The sequence below is a fragment of the Cypionkella sp. genome (assembly GCF_034376685.1).
In the GTDB taxonomy this organism is placed as follows: domain Bacteria; phylum Pseudomonadota; class Alphaproteobacteria; order Rhodobacterales; family Rhodobacteraceae; genus Cypionkella.
The window spans coordinates 1-14,769 of record NZ_JAXMJJ010000049.1; the positions used below are offsets into that span (position 1 = coordinate 1).

General features: G+C 60.1%; 16 protein-coding genes and 2 other annotated features. Of the genes, 9 read left to right on the top strand and 7 right to left on the bottom strand.

Going from position 1 to position 14,769, the window contains the following annotated elements; all coding sequences use genetic code 11:
- Positions 1 to 225 precede the first annotated feature (225 nt).
- The 8 genes from U1A24_RS10675 to U1A24_RS10710 all read left to right on the top strand — a co-directional run bounded on the left by U1A24_RS10675 (position 226) and on the right by U1A24_RS10710 (position 6,911).
- Entirely contained in the window at positions 226 to 1,116 is an 891-nt protein-coding gene (locus tag U1A24_RS10675; RefSeq protein WP_322321963.1) for an SMP-30/gluconolactonase/LRE family protein, read from the top strand.
- A 454-nt stretch (positions 1,117 to 1,570) separates the two neighbouring features.
- Complete coding sequence (locus tag U1A24_RS10680; RefSeq protein ID WP_322321964.1) at positions 1,571 to 1,759, top strand: hypothetical protein; 189 nt, start codon at positions 1,571 to 1,573, stop codon at positions 1,757 to 1,759.
- On the top strand, positions 1,756 to 2,508 hold the full coding sequence (locus U1A24_RS10685; RefSeq protein WP_322321965.1) for a hypothetical protein: 753 nt from the start codon (positions 1,756 to 1,758) through the stop codon (positions 2,506 to 2,508). The genes U1A24_RS10680 and U1A24_RS10685 overlap by 4 nt, the downstream gene beginning before the upstream one ends.
- Entirely contained in the window at positions 2,505 to 4,580 is a 2,076-nt protein-coding gene (locus U1A24_RS10690) for a HelD family protein (RefSeq protein ID WP_322321966.1), read from the top strand. The genes U1A24_RS10685 and U1A24_RS10690 overlap by 4 nt, the downstream gene beginning before the upstream one ends.
- Positions 4,577 to 5,032, top strand: coding sequence for a hypothetical protein (locus tag U1A24_RS10695; RefSeq protein WP_322321967.1), 456 nt, complete (start codon positions 4,577 to 4,579; stop codon positions 5,030 to 5,032). The genes U1A24_RS10690 and U1A24_RS10695 overlap by 4 nt, the downstream gene beginning before the upstream one ends.
- A 177-nt stretch (positions 5,033 to 5,209) precedes the next feature.
- Positions 5,210 to 5,434: a hypothetical protein gene (locus U1A24_RS10700; protein ID WP_322321968.1), complete on the top strand. Its 225-nt coding sequence runs from the start codon at positions 5,210 to 5,212 to the stop codon at positions 5,432 to 5,434.
- 51 nt (positions 5,435 to 5,485) lie between these two features.
- A complete protein-coding gene (locus tag U1A24_RS10705) occupies positions 5,486 to 6,097 on the top strand; it encodes a hypothetical protein (protein ID WP_322321969.1) in 612 nt (203 codons plus the stop codon).
- A gap of 79 nt (positions 6,098 to 6,176) precedes the next feature.
- Positions 6,177 to 6,911, top strand: coding sequence for an RES family NAD+ phosphorylase (locus U1A24_RS10710; protein ID WP_322321970.1), 735 nt, complete (start codon positions 6,177 to 6,179; stop codon positions 6,909 to 6,911).
- Between the two features lie 24 nt (positions 6,912 to 6,935).
- On the opposite strand, the gene U1A24_RS10715 is transcribed toward U1A24_RS10710, so the two are convergent.
- From U1A24_RS10715 to U1A24_RS10735, 5 genes are all read right to left on the bottom strand, one after another.
- Positions 6,936 to 8,210: a M23 family metallopeptidase gene (locus U1A24_RS10715; protein WP_322321971.1), complete on the bottom strand. Its 1,275-nt coding sequence runs from the start codon at positions 8,208 to 8,210 to the stop codon at positions 6,936 to 6,938.
- 142 nt (positions 8,211 to 8,352) lie between these two features.
- Positions 8,353 to 8,700, bottom strand: coding sequence for a TraR/DksA family transcriptional regulator (locus U1A24_RS10720; protein WP_322321972.1), 348 nt, complete (start codon positions 8,698 to 8,700; stop codon positions 8,353 to 8,355).
- Positions 8,701 to 8,703: 3 nt separating this feature from the next.
- The gene (locus U1A24_RS10725; RefSeq protein ID WP_322321973.1) at positions 8,704 to 9,564 is read right to left on the bottom strand and encodes a universal stress protein; all 861 of its coding nucleotides are present in this window, start codon (positions 9,562 to 9,564) and stop codon (positions 8,704 to 8,706) included.
- A gap of 14 nt (positions 9,565 to 9,578) precedes the next feature.
- Positions 9,579 to 11,069: a SulP family inorganic anion transporter gene (locus U1A24_RS10730; protein ID WP_322321974.1), complete on the bottom strand. Its 1,491-nt coding sequence runs from the start codon at positions 11,067 to 11,069 to the stop codon at positions 9,579 to 9,581.
- Between the two features lie 68 nt (positions 11,070 to 11,137).
- Positions 11,138 to 11,193 (bottom strand) — a sequence feature (sul1 is cis-regulatory element that is thought to sense ions involved in sulfur or methionine metabolism; They are found in Alphaproteobacteria).
- Between the two features lie 100 nt (positions 11,194 to 11,293).
- Positions 11,294 to 11,824 carry an NYN domain-containing protein gene (locus U1A24_RS10735; protein WP_322321975.1) on the bottom strand — a complete coding sequence of 177 codons (531 nt, stop codon included), beginning with the start codon at positions 11,822 to 11,824 and terminating at the stop codon, positions 11,294 to 11,296.
- 73 nt (positions 11,825 to 11,897) lie between these two features.
- Positions 11,898 to 11,951: a sequence feature (sul1 is cis-regulatory element that is thought to sense ions involved in sulfur or methionine metabolism; They are found in Alphaproteobacteria), on the bottom strand.
- A gap of 291 nt (positions 11,952 to 12,242) precedes the next feature.
- Here U1A24_RS10735 and U1A24_RS10740 point away from each other — a divergent pair.
- Complete coding sequence (locus tag U1A24_RS10740; RefSeq protein ID WP_322321977.1) at positions 12,243 to 12,746, top strand: PLP-dependent transferase; 504 nt, start codon at positions 12,243 to 12,245, stop codon at positions 12,744 to 12,746.
- Positions 12,747 to 13,152: 406 nt separating this feature from the next.
- On the opposite strand, the gene U1A24_RS21705 is transcribed toward U1A24_RS10740, so the two are convergent.
- Positions 13,153 to 13,320, bottom strand: a complete 168-nt coding sequence (locus tag U1A24_RS21705; RefSeq protein ID WP_416173484.1) for a winged helix-turn-helix transcriptional regulator — start codon at positions 13,318 to 13,320, stop codon at positions 13,153 to 13,155.
- Between the two features lie 10 nt (positions 13,321 to 13,330).
- The gene (locus tag U1A24_RS10745; protein WP_322321976.1) at positions 13,331 to 14,692 is read right to left on the bottom strand and encodes an ISKra4 family transposase; all 1,362 of its coding nucleotides are present in this window, start codon (positions 14,690 to 14,692) and stop codon (positions 13,331 to 13,333) included.
- Between the last annotated feature and the right edge of the window lie 77 nt (positions 14,693 to 14,769).

Sequence of the window (14,769 nt, forward strand, 5' to 3'; positions counted from 1 at the left end):
CCCCGCCATCCGCAGCACCGCCAGTTCCACCGCCGAGGGATCGACGATCACGATGCATTGCGGCTGGCCCATGGCTTGCGCCTTGTCCGTGCCTGCGTGCAACATTGCCAGAAGGGCGGCATCAGTCAGTCTTTCACTGGGCAACGTGATCTGCATGGGCCGGCCTTTCGGTTTGACGCCTGTCATTGGTAACGATAACAATTAGCGGAAAGGGAGGCAGCTGTCATGTCATTCTTCGAAGTCCATGATCCGATATTCGCGACCTATGTGCTTGGCAACGCGCCGGTCAAGCGGCTGGCAACCGGCTTCGACTGGGTCGAAGGGCCGGTCTGGTTTGGCGACCTTGGTTGCCTTCTGTTCTCCGACATCCCGAACAACCGCATCCTGCGCTGGACCGAAGACGGCGTGACCACCTTCCGCAGCCCCTCGAATTACGCCAACGGTCACACCCGCGACCGGCAAGGGCGGTTGATCAGCTGCGAACACGGGTTGCGCCGCGTCACGCGGACGGAATGGGACGGGGCGGTCACGGTGCTGGCCGATGGGTTCGACGGCAAGCCGCTGAACAGCCCGAATGACGTGATCGTCGCCCGCGATGGCAGCATCTGGTTCAGCGATCCTCACTACGGGATCATGACCGATTACGAAGGTTTCCGGTCCGAACAGGAGCTGGCCTGTCAAGTCTACCGGCTGGACGCTTCGGGCAAGCTGGAAGCGGTCATCCCTGACATGGCATGCCCGAACGGTCTGGCCTTCAGCCCGGACGAATCCCGGCTTTATGTCGCCGATACCGGCCGGATGCATAGCGCCGACCCCCAGAATATCCGCGTCTATGACATGGAGGACGGTCGGCCGGTCAACGGGCGGGTTTTCCACACCATCAGCCCCGGTTGCGCCGATGGTATCCGCTGCGACAGTGACGGAAACCTGTGGTCGTCGGCAGCCGACGGGGTGCATTGCATCGCGCCAGACGGACGGCTTCTGGGCAAGATCCTTGTGCCGGAACTGGTCTCCAACATCTGCTTTGGCGGCAGCGCCAAGCACCGGCTTTTCATCACCGCGACGACCAGCGTCTATTCGGTGATCCTTAACCGAAAGGGCGCGCAATGGCCGTAAAGATGCCAGAGAAGTCGCCACGCGGCCGAATCCCTCTGGCATTGAAGGCTTAATCGACGCGACGGTTACTCGTTGCAAACCACATATAGCAGTTTCGCCACAAGGAACGGTTGATCGAGGCTGTGATTGGTGATTGGGGAGTGGTCAGCACCAATAGCGATTTCGTTATTCTAGGCGAAGTTTCTGTGCGGTCTGGCCCTCTAATCCTCTTCGGCCGCTGAGTTGACAACACAGTCCAAGCTTTCTACCCATAAGCAATCGGTGCGGTTTGGGCAGATCAGTCCGCGCCTGCGGCTACGACTGCCGCCTGCGCGACGCCTTCTCAAATGACGCTTGTCGCCGTTGCGGCGACCGCGCGGGGGATATCACGCCGCCACGATCCGAACGAGACGATGGTTGGCCGGTCTGCGTCTTGCAGGTCGCGGAAAACCATCACGACCGAAAGGAGGACATCGTGAACAAACAGACGCGTACTGTGATCGAGAGGGCGCTGATGGCACGTCCTGATGCGAGCATCCAGGATCTACGCAACCTCGTCCCGGCCTTGCGGCCGCTGGACGATCAAGACATCGAAAAGATTGTAACACCGCTCCGTGACGCCCGCGCGAAATCCCAGACCATGCGCGTACGGAGACAAGCGTGAGCTTGCTTTTCGAGGAATTGGATTACCAACCCACCGAAATCGGCGCGATCAGCTTGCGTCGACGCCGCGACTTGGTTTCGGGAGGCGATATCTTCGAGGTCAAGCTGGGTGACGACTTCCTGATGACCAGCCAGGTCACGGCCTCGGAGGTGGCACTGGCCACGCTTGCCTTGCATCAACTGGGTCATGGTCCACTGTCGGTCGTGGTCGGCGGCCTTGGCCTTGGCTACACCGCTAAAGCGGCGCTTTGTGAAGAGCGTGTGCAGGAACTGATCGTCGTCGAACTGCTCCGACCCGTGATCGACTGGCATCGACAGGGTCTGGTGCCGCTTGGCGACGCACTGACGGCTGATCCACGCTGCACGTTGCGGCAGGCAGATTTTTTCGCGCTCGTGCGCTCGTCTGAGGGCTTCGACCCCAGCGAGCCTGGCCGCCAATTCGACGCTATCCTGCTGGATATCGACCATGCCCCTGGTCACGTGCTGGATGGTCGAAGCACAAGCTTTTATGGTGCCGCAGGTCTTGGCGCGGTAAAGCGTCACCTGAAGCCAGATGGTGTTTTTGGCCTTTGGTCTGATGAGCGTCCGGAAGACGCGGTTGTCGCTCACCTGCGGTCGATCTTTCCTTGGGCCGAGGCAGTCCCGGTTACCTTTCCCCTGCCACATCAGACAACCCTCTACACGCAGACTGTCTACCTGGCGCAGAACTCTGGGCCGGCAGACGTATCACTCATTTCGGACGTTGAATGACAGCGGCGACACGCGAAGAACGCGATCATCTTGGGCATGTCCTGACCCGGATCGACGAGCCCCTTGGCCACATCGGCACACGGCTCGCGGGGTATCAGGCCGAAATTCAGGCTGCACATGATCACATGTGGGACGCCCGGCGCGACATGGACCACATTGACAAGATCGCCATGCGTCAGTCGATCGACCAGATGATGACGCAGTCAAGCGTGCTGCGCGCCCAGCAAACCAAACCGGAGAAGTTGCGGAAGGTCCCGTATTTCGGGCGGTTCGATTTTCGCCGCTCCGACCGCAATGCAACGACGCCCTACTATGTCGGCGTCCATGATTTTCGTGATGACGATTCCGGGGCGGCTTACATTCACGACTGGCGCGCGCCGGTGTCCTCGCTGTTCTACGATTTTGAAACAGGGTCTGCGCATGACGACGCGCCTTCAGGACGGATCGGCGGCGAGATGACGCTCAAGCGCCAGTTCCGCATCCGCGACAGCCGGATGGAGTTCATGCTCGACACCTCGGTCACGATCGTGGACGACATGTTGCAGCGAGAGCTATCCCGTGCTGCGGACGAGGGCATGAAGAACATCGTCGCGACCATCCAGCGCGATCAGAACGCCATCATCCGCGACGCCGAGGCACATACGCTGATCATCCAGGGCGTAGCCGGGTCAGGAAAGACCTCGATCGCACTGCACCGCATCGCCTTCCTGCTTTACCGCTTCAAGGATAGCCTGACGTCGTCGGACATCTTGATCCTGTCGCCAAACCGGGTCTTTGCCGATATCGGCAACGTGCTGCCGGAACTGGGAGAGGAAACCGTGCCGGAGATCGGCATGGAAACGCTGGCGCGTCAGCTGCTGGGCGATGGGGTGAAATTCCATAGCTTCTTTGCACAGACGGCAGCACTTCTGGAAACCGACGACGCCGCGATGCGGGAACGGATCGCCTTCAAGGCCGCATCCGGCTTTCTGGGCATGATCGACTCCTATGTCCGCCATCTGGAAGATCAATCCTTCGTGGCCGAGGACTGGACAGTACGCCGTCGGCCCGTGCCGGCCTTCGTCTTCGAGACGGCCTGGAAGCGGTTTTCCGACCGCCCTACCAACGAGCGGGTCATCGAAACCGGGCGGGCTGTGCTGGAACAGATCGAGGCTCAGTATCACATCGAGCTGCGCAAGGAAGAACGTGCCGCGATGCGGAAGGCTTTGCAAGGCATGGTGCGCCGCCAGACGTTGAAGCGCGCATATGCCGGTCTTTACGATTGGCTCGGCCGGCCCGAGCTTTACAAATCAGGTGGCGCGCTGGAGTACGCCGATGTCTTTCCGCTGCTTTACCTCAAACTGAAGTTGGAGGGGCTTGAGAACCCCTATGCCGGGGTCAAGCATCTGCTGGTCGACGAGATGCAGGATTATACGCCGGTACAGTATGCGGTGCTCGGCCGACTGTTCCGTTGCCGCAAGACCATTCTGGGCGATGCCACGCAGTCGGTTAACCCTTTCAGCGCTTCATCCGCTGACGACATCGCGGCAGTCCTGTCTGGCGCCTGGCAGGTCACGCTGAACAAGAGCTACCGCTCCACATGGGAAATCATGCAGTTCGCGCTGGCGATTTCACCCAACCCCGATCTGGTCGCGATGAAACGCCATGGCGCGCAGCCAGACGTTCACGCCTGCAAGACACCCAATGAGGCACTTGCCCGCATAGTGGCCGAGGTGACGGCCTTCCGGGAGTGTGATCATTCCAGTCTCGCCCTGCTGGCCAAGACGCAGAGGCAGGCCAACCGGTTGCACGCAGCCCTTGCCGCGAAGGGCATTGAGGCCCGGCTTCTGAACGACGGCAGCGCCGGGTTTTCGAACGGGATCATCGTCTGCACCCCGCATCTGGCCAAGGGGCTGGAGTTTGACCGCGTGATGATCGCTGACGCTGATGCCGCGACCTACCGCACAGAGATGGACCGCAACATGCTCTACGTTGCCTGCACCCGAGCCATGCATTGCTTGACCGTGATCGGAGTGGGCGAGATGTCGGCGTTCCTGCCAGAACTTCGCCGGGACTCGACGGCTGCAGCATGACCAACAGAGACAAACACGAAGGGGTAGATTTTTTCGCTCAGATCGCCTATGTAGGTTTCAGACAGCCATTCCGCGCCCTCGGGCTATTTCCGGAAATGCCGTCGATTTTCAGCAACATCGCTGCGCAGGTCGCCACGATTATCGTGGGCTCCTGTCCGCAGTCACCATGGCAACGGTGCCATGGCCCAAGATTACAAGGAAGACGCATGGCCCTGAAGGTCAAGATATTGGAAGAAAACAACAAGATCATCGCCAAAGGCGTTCTTGACGGGACAGTCCCGTTCCTCTTCGAGGATTCCGGCGACCGCTGGAGCGTTCGGATCGGCAAGACATGGCGGCATTTAGAGCGCGAGCGCCATTCCAAGGGCCAGCCTTTGATCTCTGAAGCACGGCAAAAGATCTACGGCGCGATCGCTCGGTTCCGGTGCGAAGCCAAACCTGCGCTCGCCTGATGCCAGATGCAGCGGCACTGTTGGCCGACCAGCACCGGCCCTCACCGCCAACCTGAGAGGTGGGAAGAAGCACCCGTTTGGCCAGCAGGCTACACAGAAGGTGCCACTTCCAGAAAGCCTTTTAAACCTGGTCCCGCTTTCGGGCGTGATCGTATCTTCGACAGGAAAGGAGACTGAATGTTTCAGAAAATTGCCTTGGCTGAACGCGTGAGCCGCAAAACAGCACATGAGCTGCATCGCTACATGATGGACTTTGCCGAGGGCACGCATCGGTTGTTCTGGATCGAACAACGTGCCTATGTCGAGGTCGACCGCCAGAGTGATGCGGACCTTGTCCGACAGCAGTTCCCGCAGCTGGTCCAACCGGAACCCCGTTTCACGGGCAGAACCTTCCCTTGGTAATGCGCGGCCACTGGCCGCGTTTTTTCATTCAAATCCAGGGGGAGTTTGCATATGCCTCAGGTTCAGGCGTGGGACCACGGTCGCTACGTGATCAAGGGTGGCTACATCAACAACCGGGCACTGGCGCGGGCCTTTGTTCGCCAACCGAGGCACATCAAGGGTTCGATCCTTGAATGTTCTGGCGACACCGTGGAAGCCGCCATGGCGAAGGTTGCCGCCGAACTGGACAGGATCGCCGAGGAAGCCGTTGTCGGGCGCCGCACAGACCTTGGAAGCGGCCTGCGCATCCCTGCCCAAGGTGAGTTCGAGACTGCATTGCGGTGCGTTGCAATCCCGGCGGCCGTTCTCGACCTCCTGCACGTTCATGCAATCGCGCCGTCATGGCTGCCTGCCCTCGAGGACATCGCCCGGTTTGGTGGAATGACGGATGTCGCCACGCTGATTGGCGCTTACGAGAGGGTTTCGACCGCGATCGCAGCGGAGTTGGACCTGGCAGTCCCGCCTGGATTGAGGCTTCATCTCGTTCTGTCTTTGCCGGATACCACGCAACCTTCTTCCGACGCGACGGCCGACCTTCAACCAGAGCTTCGGCTTGCGTTGACGTCACTTCTGGGAACCACTTCGTCCCTCCTGGACAAAGGGCAGATGCTTGGCAACCTCTGACAGACAGAATCTGAGCTTGCCCGTGGCAGGTCAAAGAGAGCTTGCATCCGCGAGGGCCGGCACTGGTAAACCGGATAGAATGGTGTCGGCCTTCAACGGGCCGAGGGATCTTCTCGACTTCAAGGCAGAGGTCTCGCAGCGGCGGCGATATCTGCGATCTGCGGCAGGAGATCGCTTTCTGGCGGCCGTCGCCGAAACCTGCCGCTCTCGGGTCGAAACCTTTGCCGAGGGCCACGAGTTCTGGCGCGCGCAAGTGGGCCATGAATGGTCGACCGATGCAGATGGCCGGCGCATCAGCGGCCCGCATCCGGAAGCGCGAATGCGTCCCTTGCACGACAGGGCCTACGAGGGACGCGTCAACCCGAAAGGTATTCCCTGCCTCTATCTGGCCACCTCCCGAGAAGTCGCCATGTCCGAGGTGCGACCATGGCTTGGCTCGGTCGTATCTGTCGCCCGGTTTGCCCTCGGGCGCACGGTCCGGGTTGTCGATTGTTCGCACTATCACGGCGCTGAAGCTCCGGCGGAGGATCTGCCGGATCCGCAAGGTATCGATGCCAGCGTCTGGGCCCACATCGACTTCGCCTTCTCACGTCCTGTCACCCGCAGCGACAACACCGCGGAATATGCGGCCACCCAGATCATCGCTGAGGTGTTCCGAAGCGAGGGGTTCGATGGGGTGATCTACAAGAGCGCCTTTGCCGAGCAGGGCTACAATATCGCGCTATTCGATCTGGATGCGGCATTGCAGACAGAGTCTTACCTGTTTCAGGTGCAGAAAGCCGCTTTCGAGTTTCGGGAATTGAACTTGGAATGATCTGAAAGCTGGCAGTTGGCTGAGTCAGCCACCCTGATCCGAGCCCATGGGCAATTCGCTTGCCAATACCCGTGTCAGTTTGCCCCGCGCTTCATCGAGCAGCACCTGCATGGAACGGGCATCCGCACGCGCTGCCGTGTTTGCTTCAAAACTGTCATCCGTTAGAGGCGGCACCGGCGTGCCAGCCACAACAATCTCGTAGTGCAGATGCGGCGCTGTAGACGTTCCCGTCGACCCGACCTGACCGATCTCTTCGCCCGCGGCAATCGTTTGACCAGGCTCAATCGCTTCGCTTGTAGCGCTTAGGTGGGCATAAATCGTGCGAAGGTTGCGGGGATGTTCGATCTCGACCATCAGACCGTAGCCACTCCGCCGCCCGATGAAGGCGATGGTGCCGGGGTGTGTTGCGCGCACCTCTGCCCCAAACGGGGCGGCAAAATCGATACCGCTGTGCATCCGGATGCCACCGTGAACGGGATGGTCCCGCAGCCCGAACGATGAACTCAGACGTGCGCCGGGGATCGGCTGATAGAAAGTTCGAACAAGCAAATCGTCCTTATAGATCAGGCTGTAGCTGGCTTCGTCATCGGGCCAGACCACCTCAAAGCGCTCTTCGCCAAGATCGATTTCCGCATAGTCGATTATGGGGTCGCCGATAATCCGGTCCCCCAGCCGGTTTTCCCGCCAGACGATCCGCAGGTGCTCGCCGCCCGTCACCGCGCGCCTGAGGTCAAGCGTGCCATCGAGGATCAATTCGAGATCGGTAGCGAATCTCGTCGGAATGCTGGCGGCGTCCAGGGCCGCATAGATCGACGTGGCGATCTCTGCCTCTCCCGCCCGTACCATCGTCTCAAGTTCCGGTGGAATTGTGCGGACTGACGGCGTATCGCCAAAGACCGCGCGAATACTCTGGCCGTCCTCGAGTTCGAGCGTTGCGCTCCAGATCAGGCCGTCAGTTCCAATTTCGAGCGACAGGTGATAGCCCGGCTTAAGGCGGCGCAGGTCGTACTCTGCACTGATCGCGCGAGAAACATCGGACCGCGCGGGGGCATCAAGACCTGCTTCGGCAAGCAGAATGTCCAGATTCTCGCCTGGACCGATGGCGCGGGACCAGGCGATCAGGTTGTCAGGAGGAGTGGCCTCCTTGCGGTCACTCTGGATCGAGCCATCATGTGGCTCGTCGTCAAAGACTTCCGAAACAAGGTGATCCTGTGAGGAACCATCAGACGACGGTGCGGCAAGACCAGGTCTCGGCTTGTTGGCTTCTCGCACCGCGATCGTAACCGAAAGGCCAACCACCGCGACCAGGGCTGTCCAGTACCTCAACCTCATCCGATCTTCACCGCACCGCTGTCAGGCCAGATCAGAGAAGCGCTTGCATCCAAAACGCTGCCAAAGCGCGAGTGATTTACTTGCAGATTAACCCGGTCACTCAGCCAGTTCATTTGGCACAATCCCGGCAGCGAACGGTCGTCGGATCCAGGTCGAGGCGCTTTTCGCCAATGAACTCGCCACAGGCATCACACCAGCCAAACTCATCGCGGTCCAACCGCCGCAGTGCCGCTTCCAGCGCGTGGATACGGGCATGGCGACGTGCCTCCTGAGCCGCCGCCATGGCCTGTTGCTGCATGGCGTCCATTCGGGAGAGCCTGCCGACACTCTGCTGATCCAGTTCGACTGGCTTGCGATGTTCGGCGGTCTCACCAGAGGCCTTTCGCAAGGATGCCAGCTCCTCGCGAAGGCGAGGAAGGAACCGCTGCTTCAGCTCTTCTGGCGTCGGCTCATCCATGGCTTAGCGCATCAGCACGACCGGTACCTTGCAGGACCGGATCATTGCCGTTGTGGTGGAACCGATGATCAGGCTGCGGATTCGGCTGTGGCCATAGGCGCCCATGACCAGCATGTCGAACTGAGCCTCGTCGACCAGCTTGCCAAGTGCCGTTTCAGGCTGACCGGGAAGGATGGACGTGTCAGCGTCAATACCCGCCGCTTTCAACATCGCTTTCGCGTTGTCGAGACCCTTCGTGATCTCGGGCGTGCTGCTGCCAACCGTCACAATGTGCACGGACAGCCCCTGAAACAGTGGACTGCGAGCGATGTGATCAACGGCCTTCATAGCCGAGGCACCACCGTCGTAGGCGACGAGCACCTTTGAGATCGGTTTGAACGCTCGCGAGGCGACGAACACCGGCTTGTGGCTGGCGCGCACGATACGTTCAAGGTTGGAGCCCAGATGCCCTTTGGCAAAATCCGCATCCTCGCCGCGCTTGCCGATGATGATGACGCGGGCCCCCGCCTCGACTTCCGCCACGGCCTCGACCACATCGCCGTGACGCAGACGGGTCGAGATGTCGGTAACACCGCCCTTGGCCAGGATGGCACTGGCATCTTCCAGAATGGCCCGGCCCTTGTGGCTCATCAGCTTGGAGCGCTGCGCATCCAGTTCGGCAAGTCGGTTCAGCAGAGCCGTCCGCGCTCCCAGGGCGATGGCGCCGGAATGATCATGCGTATCAGCAAGCTCGCGTCGACCAAGGACATGGATCAGTTCGACCGGTGCGCCTGTGCGCTGCGATATCCAGGCCGCATGGTCACAGACGCTGGCGGAGTAGATGGAGCCGTCCACGAGGGCGACGATCTTATCTTGTTGGGTCATGTTTATTCCCTCCCTCAGTGTGACATCAGCTGATCCATCGCGCCCGGCTTGTCATGAATGGCAAGCTTGTCGACGATGGTCTCAGTGGCCGCGTTCATGCCGACGATCTCGACCTCGGCCCCGTCGCGGCGGAACTTCAGCACCGCCATGTCGAGAGCCTGGACGGAGGAGATGTCCCAGATATGGGCAAGGCTGACGTCGATGATGACCTTGTCCAGCGCCTCCTTGAAGTCGAAGGCGTTCATGAAATCTTCGACCGAGCCGTAGAACAACTGACCCTCCACAACATACGTCCGCACGCGGCCGTCCTTCGAGATGTTGGTGGTCACATTGAACAGCTGCGCGATCTTGCCCGCGAAGAAGATGCCCGAGAGCAGGACGCCCACAAGGACGCCGATGGCGAGGTTGTGCGTGTAGACCACGGTCACGACGGTTGCGATCATGACGATCGACGACGAACGGGGATTCAGCCGCAGGTTCTTGAGCGATGACCAGGAGAAGGTGCCGATCGACACCATGATCATGATCGCGACGAGAGCCGCCATCGGGATCTGGCTGACAAGATCGCCAAGCACGACGACCATGAACAGCAGGTATACCCCCGCCGAAAAGGCTGACAAACGCCCGCGCCCGCCCGATTTGACGTTGATGATCGACTGCCCGATCATCGCGCAGCCCGCCATGCCGCCGATGAAGCCTGTGGCGGTGTTCGCGATGCCCTGGCCGATGCACTCCTGATTGCGGTTCGACTTGGTATCGGTCAGATCATCGACGATGTTTTGCGTCATCAGGCTTTCGAGAAGGCCGACGACCGCCACCGCTACGGAATAGGGCAGGATGATCATCAGCGTCTCGAGCGTCAGCGGGATCTGCGGGATCAAAAAGATCGGCAGCGTGTCAGGCAGTGCGCCCATGTCGCCCACGGTACGGACGTCCCAGCCAAAGAACAGTGTCAGGCCAGTCAGGATGACGATGGTCACAAGCGGCGACGGGATTGCCTTGGTCAAGAGTGGAAAGAGGTAGATGATCGCAAGCCCCGCCGCCACTAGAACATAGGTCAGCCAAGTGACGGTTGTCGGGTCGAGTTCCGGCAGCTGCGCCATGAAGATCAGGATGGCCAGCGCGTTGACAAAACCGGTCATCACCGATTTCGACACATAGCGCATGACGAAGCCGAGCCTGAAAATGCCAGCGGCGATCTGGATCAGGCCAGCCAGCACGGTCGCCGCTAAAAGGTATTGCAACCCATGGTCTTTGACCAAGGTGATCATAAGCACGGCAGTGGCTGCCGTGGCTGCCGAGATCATGCCGGGCCGTCCGCCCGTGATGGCGATGATCACCGCGATGGAAAAGCTCGCATAGAGCCCGACCTTCGGGTCAACCCCCGCGATGATGGAGAAAGCGATTGCTTCCGGGATGAGGGCAAGGGCCACGACGAGGCCTGCCAACAGGTCCCCACGGATGTTGCCAAGCCATTGGGCGCGGTATGCGTCGAGTGAAATCATGTAAATTCGTTCCTGATCGACCCGGGCCTGACCGGCCGCGCGTCGAGATGTGATCTGGTATCAGTTCAGGTGGTCTGGCGGATCAGCGGCCAGAATAGCCACCCGGGCTTGCACCGGGTCCATGCTTATCTCAGGCCTGTTACGCGCAAACATGCATCTTTGGCAACCCGAAAGCTGCAGTATCATGCTGCGCCGCCGCATCCCGCGTCGCCTCTGCTTCATTTCTAGTCATGGGCAAGAAAGAATCGTTCATCCTCGTTGATGTCGATAAACTCTTCCGCGAGGTCGATCAGGGGCGGTGGTGGTGCGATGCTGGCCGGAACAGCCCGGCTTGATACAAGGGTCACGGGAACGTCCATGTCCTCAAGGCGTTTCAAAAGAGGGATCAGCTTGGCGTCACCAGCGACAATCACAAGTGCGGCGCCGTCATGCGCCGCATCCACGGCTTCGATGGCCAGTTGAACGAGGTTGGAACCGTAGCGCTCTCGTTGATACCAAGGCTCCGCAAAGTCCTGCGAGCCACGCATTTCGATCCCGTGCCTTTCGAGCCAGTCAAAGAACCTTTGCAGTCGATGATGTTCATCGATGTCACGCGCATCGCGGTAGTAGAACGCTTGTGCGGGTGTACCTTCGGTGCCGAAGAAGTCTCTCAGCTTCACAAGATCGAGGGGGCGGCCAAGTTTTGACCGGAGCCGGTCAACATGGCTGCCGTCAATAAGCAGGATCGTGCGGTCGCACTCTTCAGGGTCGGTCATTTGCAATCTTTTCTGGTATCTGTGGATGCGCTTGCATCAGGCGCAATCCAGTAGACTTGCCCTAGGGACATGCCAGTTGCCGAGGGATAGGCGCTCGGAGAAGCCATCCGACGGCGTCGGATCCGGTTCACCCTACGCATTACGATCTGAGGGCCGAGAAATGCAAGTCGAACGAGCGCACGACTTACCGGCAGTACTTAGACTCGAACGTCACATTGCTGCGGTCCGGAAGTATGGATTGCTTCGATCGGCATTTCTGTTTTTGCGCGTTCCGAACTTGCCGAACCCGAATTTGCTCTGAGATTCAAAGGTCTGAAACGCGCCGCGTGTACTTTCAAAACACGGTCGTTAAGATTTTCGCTCAGCTTTCAGAGTTTGGCACCGCTTCAACGTTAACCTCTTCGCCTACCACTCGGTTCTGCGCGACCTCGGTGCCGCGATCTCGCCCTTCAACGCGTTCCTTACGCCTGAGGGCCTTGAAACCCTGCCTTTGCGGATCGACCGTCATTCCTCGAACGCCGCGAAGGTCGCCGACTGGTTGTCCAAAAGCCCCGAAGTCGCCAATGTCATCTATACCGGTCTGCAAACCGACCGCGCCCGCGAACGCGCTGAAACCTATCTGCGCGGCGGCTTTGGCGGACTTGTCGGCTTTGAACTTGCCGCGGGGCGTGACGCCGGTCGCCGCTTCATCGACGCGCTGCAGCTCTTCTACAATGTCGCCAACATCGGCGACGCGCGCAGCCTGGCGATCCACCCGGCCTCGACCACCCACAGCCAACTTAACCCTGCCGAGCGGGTCAAGACCGGCGCGACCGAAGGCTACGTCCGCCTCTCCATCGGAGTCGAGCACATCGACGACATCCTCGCCGACCTCGAGCAGGCACTTTCCGCAGCAGGTCAGGCAAAGGTGGCCGCTGAATGACACATCTCGCGCGCCTCTCGCTTAAGCAAAGGGGCCGGCCGCGCCGAGGTCACCGTCACGCCGCTAGTTGTGCAGCCAAAGCCAGAGAAAAACCGCCGCAATTGCTGCAAGGGCCACAGGCAAGAGACGTGGGATACGCCTCTGTAACCTGATCGGAATGGGGCTGGTCTTGTCACATCCTAGAAGCTCCCTGCCTGCCTGAGTCAGAGCGTAGTGGCCAGCTCGCGGGACGCGCAGGAACCCGAGGTCGACGAGGTGTTCGGCCAGAGCAACAACCTGTGGAGCGCCCCCGTCGAGATTGACATCTTCGTTCTCTGCCGACTCGGCGCACTCAAGCAGAGCGGTCCACTCGGCGGGCGGAGTTTCCCTATTCATCTTGGCGATTGATCTGGCTCCGCTCATGATGTCAGCCGCCGTTTCGCGTCTTTTCCCAGACGCGAGTCCAGGCCACGCGTTCTGCAGGGCGAACCAGCCCGTCCCGCTCGAGACGTCGGAGAAGGTGCAGAATTCCGCTGTTGCTCATGCCAAGGGCGTCGCGCAGTTCGGCCTGCGTGCGTGGACGGGGAGTGGACAAAACATGGGGGTCATGCCGCGCGTTTTCTGTTTGCGACGGTCAGCCGCCCATCGAGAACTGCGGCCCTTGTGACGGCTACTCGGTGAGCCCCTTTGGGCGACCACCGCATCCTTCTGCGCTTTCCCATGCGGGCATTTGCAATGTCATCGACTGATCCTTCGGCACGAGATGACGAGATGGGCAGCCCGTTACGGTAGCGTCGGCCATAGTCGACGAGGGATTCCATGTTGTTCGCGAGGTAGGTGTACAGTGTCTCGTAGCGGGCCTGCACACGAGCGGCAGCGGTGCGGACAGCCAGAGGCTCCTCAGCGAGGCGGGTGCAATCATGCATGAGCGTCTTCAGAAATGTTTCCGCGACCCATGCTCTGCCATGCCAAAGCCACCAGCGGAGGCTTTTCGCGGGGCGCTGGAACAGCACCGGGATTCCAGTGAATCCCGGTATCTGGACCAGACCCTGAACGGCGGCCTCGACATGTCGAATGCGCATCGAGATGTGCCACCAGTCGAGGATATGCTTCACTTGCCCGTCGCCACCCATGGCATTCCGTATGAGGTTCGGGAGAGCAAGCTCTCCATCAGAGATTACCGTCAACAGACGGCCCGGCTTCCATCCAAAGTCTGACAGCTCTTCTCGCATCCGGCTGCCTGGCGATGCCGTCGCATTGGCGACCAGGCCAAATCGTCGGCACATATTGCGACTTTCAATCTTACCGACCACAAGATCCAGGTGTCGCTGCTGATACTCCGGTCGACAGCGGATATGCGCACCGTCCAGAAAAACCGTCAAACCACCTTTGGGCGGTGCTTCAACGGGATCGCCTGATGCCCTTCGATTTTTCTCGAGCGCAGTGGCTACTCTTCCCAACCGGTCACGCACCGTGGTGTGATGGGGCGGATGGCAGGGGAGGAAGCTTTTCATCAGCCGCGCGGCTTCGCGAAAGGAATGCCGGGACCCGAGTTCCGCATGGAGCCGCTGCAGCTCCGGGGTAGCCCGGTCAGGAAAGAAATAGGCCAGCGGAGAAATAGGTCCGCCGGGCATCGCCGCTGACGTGGCATCACAAGAACAGCGGCGCAAGCGCGCGGCTTTGACCCGAACCCGCCCAAAGAGCGTGTCGAGATCGCGCGTGCGATAGTCATGAATGGCACGAAACGAGGCGCAATCCGGGCATACGCGGCTTTCTCGGATGATTTCCTCAACCTGATCGCAAAGAATTGCCCGCTGAATCTGTTCGACAACCCTCTTCCCATCCTCAAGGCGCAACCCGAGCCCGTCTGGACAGGTCACCCGATAGGGTCGTGAAATGCCGTCAAGCTGATGAGTGCGCTTCTCCCCGTTGTCGAAGGTCGTTTCGATTGTAATCCGTACGTCCATGGCAGCCCCACACGCAAAGAACTCACCTTAGCACGGGCCGCAACGACGACGACGACCCCCATGTTCTGTCCACTCCC